Source organism: Amycolatopsis sp. NPDC004169, assembly GCF_040610315.1.
Lineage (GTDB): Bacteria > Actinomycetota > Actinomycetes > Mycobacteriales > Pseudonocardiaceae > Amycolatopsis.
Window position 1 is genome coordinate 1 of the sequence record NZ_JBEXMD010000102.1, and the last position, 2,676, is coordinate 2,676.

General features: G+C 70.5%; 4 protein-coding genes. 2 read left to right on the forward strand and 2 right to left on the reverse strand.

Annotation, left to right across the window (positions count from 1 at the left end):
- Positions 1-21 precede the first annotated feature (21 nt).
- Together ABZX11_RS48115 and ABZX11_RS48120 are read right to left on the reverse strand one after the other, a co-directional pair.
- Positions 22-165, reverse strand: a complete 144-nt coding sequence (locus ABZX11_RS48115) for a hypothetical protein (protein WP_354925906.1) — start codon at positions 163-165, stop codon at positions 22-24.
- Positions 166-357: 192 nt separating this feature from the next.
- Positions 358-1,119, reverse strand: coding sequence for a DeoR/GlpR family DNA-binding transcription regulator (locus ABZX11_RS48120; protein WP_354925909.1), 762 nt, complete (start codon positions 1,117-1,119; stop codon positions 358-360).
- A 488-nt stretch (positions 1,120-1,607) separates the two neighbouring features.
- Here ABZX11_RS48120 and ABZX11_RS48125 point away from each other — a divergent pair, with 488 nt between their 5' ends.
- Together ABZX11_RS48125 and ABZX11_RS48130 are read left to right on the forward strand one after the other, a co-directional pair.
- The gene (locus ABZX11_RS48125; protein WP_354925912.1) at positions 1,608-1,751 is read left to right on the forward strand and encodes a hypothetical protein; all 144 of its coding nucleotides are present in this window, start codon (positions 1,608-1,610) and stop codon (positions 1,749-1,751) included.
- A 228-nt stretch (positions 1,752-1,979) separates the two neighbouring features.
- Entirely contained in the window at positions 1,980-2,621 is a 642-nt protein-coding gene (locus tag ABZX11_RS48130; protein WP_254896618.1) for a LuxR C-terminal-related transcriptional regulator, read from the forward strand.
- The last annotated feature ends 55 nt before the right edge of the window (positions 2,622-2,676 follow it).

Sequence of the window (2,676 nt, forward strand, 5' to 3'; positions counted from 1 at the left end):
CGAACCGGACTACCGGCTGAACTACGGCTCGGGGCCGGCGACCGGGCCGGACAGCTGGCCGGTGCAGTCCGCGGCCAGGGGCGCCGGGCACTTCATCCACTGCGGACCCCGGGCGCGCACCCGGATCTCCGGTGAGCCGTTCTGGTCACTGTCCGGACGGCTCACCGGACACCCACGCGGGTACTTCGCCGCGGCTTCGCCCACCTCGGGCGGAGCCGCGGCGTTCGTCGTTTCCCGGCCTCGGTGGGTACGTCCGGGCACACGCGCCGGCCTCGGGCGGTGCCCGGCGGTGATCGATCCACGCTCGAACGAGGTGGAACGGTCCGGGGTGCGGCGACGGGCCCGGGGGTGCCGCGCTCAGGCGATGACCATGCGCGGGCCGGCGCCGGCCAGGTCCCGGGCCACGTGCTTGTCGATCCCGTCGTCGGTGATGAACGTGTCCACGTCGGACAGGTCGGCGAAGCGCGCGAAGTGGTCGTTGCCGACCTTGGTGTGGTCGGCGAGCAGGACGGTGCGGCGGGCGCAGCTGATGGAGGCCCGTTTGACCATGGCTTCGGCGTTGTCGGGGGTGGTGAGCCCGCGTTCGAGGGACAGTCCGTTGGTGGCCATGAAGGCGACCTCGACGAAGGTGTCCCGGAGGGCCTGCAGGGCCCAGGAATCGACGACGGCGAGGGTGCGGCCGCGCAGCCGCCCGCCGACGAGCATGAGGGTGATGTGCGGGCGGGTGGACAGCGTCATCGCGATGGTCACGGAGTTGGTGACGACGGTCAGTTCGCGGTCCGCGGGGAGGTGCTCGGCGAGGCGGGCGGTGGTGCTGCCGGCGTCGAGCAGGATGGCGCCCTCTTCGGGGATTTCGGCGATGGCGGCCTTGGCGATCCGGTCCTTTTCCGTGGCCATCAGGGTGTTGCGGGTGGCGAGGGCGGGTTCGAAGCCGAGGCGTTCGACCGGGATCGCGCCGCCGTGGACGCGGCGCAGGAGGCCGTGCCGTTCGAGTACGGTGAGGTCGCGGCGCACGGTTTCGGTGGTGACCGAGAACTCGGCGGCCAGCTCGGCCACGTCGACGCGGCCGTTGGTGCGCGCCCGGTCCAGGAACACACGCTGCCGTTCTTCTGCGTACATCGTCATCGCCTTCGGTGCGGAGTCCGGAGTGGTCGGTGCGGTGGGGCCGAGTCGGTTCGTTGCCCAGCGTAACGGTTCACGAGAACCGAGCCAACGCGCTGTGTTGGTTTGGTGTCCGCTTTTTGTGGCTTCTGTCCCCGACGAGCAGATCTGTGGCTGTTTTTCTGGGGAAAACGTTGACATGGTCGGTGAATCGCACCCTTAGTCACACGAAGCCTTGCCAAAGCCATACGAACCCAAGTAGCGTCCAACATGCGATCAACGAGGCGAAACGTCAAGGAGATCGTCGTCACGGGCGAAGCCGGAGCCGCTTTCCAGCGCGGTGCGGCCGCCACGGTGGCGAGTGCCCGGTACCGGTGGAGGCTCACCGATCGGTGACGACCCCCGGTGACGCCCACCTGGCGTCGGGCCGGCAAATCCCGGGGCTCCGGACGCCCCCGGGTGTGGTCACCACGCGAGCCGGAACGTGATCGAGGAGGGAGCCGATCTTGTCTGCCGAGACCAGCACGGCGCCGACCGCGGACGCGATCCGGTTCCACCGGGAAACCGGCGTCGGTGCCACCGGCTCCGGCCCCCCGAGCGGCCGCGACGGCGGCGCTCAGACCTCCGGCCCGAGCGGGTGCGCCCGCTGACGGATGCCTCGATGGCGGCCCGCTGTGCCGCGGACATCGGTTGACACAGAACAGGACTCCTGCGGCGCTGCGCCCAGGGAGACAGCCCGGCTGAGTGCGAGCCGGGCGCGGTGGCCGGGGAACTGCTGCCGCGATTCAGGTTGAGGGCGGTCCCACTCTGGAACTGCCGGAAAGTCGGTGATGGTGATGATGGAAAGTGCGACTGCGGTACCAGGTTCCGGTCTCGCCGTGAAGCCGAACCCGTCCGACGGTGCCGACACCAAGACCTGCATGGCCAGCCTGCTGCCGGACCTGACCGTGGTGGCGGCCAACGACGAGTTCTTCGAGCAGTTCGGCCGGAGCTCGGCCGACGTCTGCGGGCGCGGGCTCTACGAACTGCTGCACCCGGGCACGCAGGCCGTGCTGGACCGGCATTTCGCCGGCCTGGTGAAACAGGGCCACAACCGCTTCGCCGAGCGCGTGCTCGGGATGTACGGGCCCGACAACCTGTTCTCCGGCGAGCTGACCGCGGTGGCGGTGCGAGGTGAGACCGACGAGCTGTCGTCGATCGTCGTGCTGGTCTGCCCGGACGGCGTGATCGCCGAGGAGGCCGAGGTCCCCGAGCAGGGCCGCCGCCGCTCACGCGCCCGCAAGGCGCTGCTGACCGAGCTCGACGGGCGGATCCTGGAAGGGGTGGCGGCCGGTGCGTCCACCGTGCAGCTGGCCAGCCGGCTGTACCTGAGCCGCCAGGGCGTGGAGTACCACGTCGGCTCGATGCTGCGGAAGCTACGGGTGTCGAACCGGCCGGCCCTGGTCTCCCGGGCGTATTCGATGGGGCTGCTCGCCGCCGACTGCTGGCCGCCCCGGGTCGTCCCCGGCGTGGTGACCTGACGGACCTGCGCAACGACGGAAAATGCCGTGGCGGTGCCCCTCGCGAGGGGCACCG

What these genes read in the sequence shown, in the direction of transcription:
- ABZX11_RS48120 (WP_354925909.1), bottom strand. Translation starts at nt 1,119, where the DNA reads ATGTACGCAGAAGAACGGCAGCGTGTGTTCCTGGACCGGGCGCGCACC.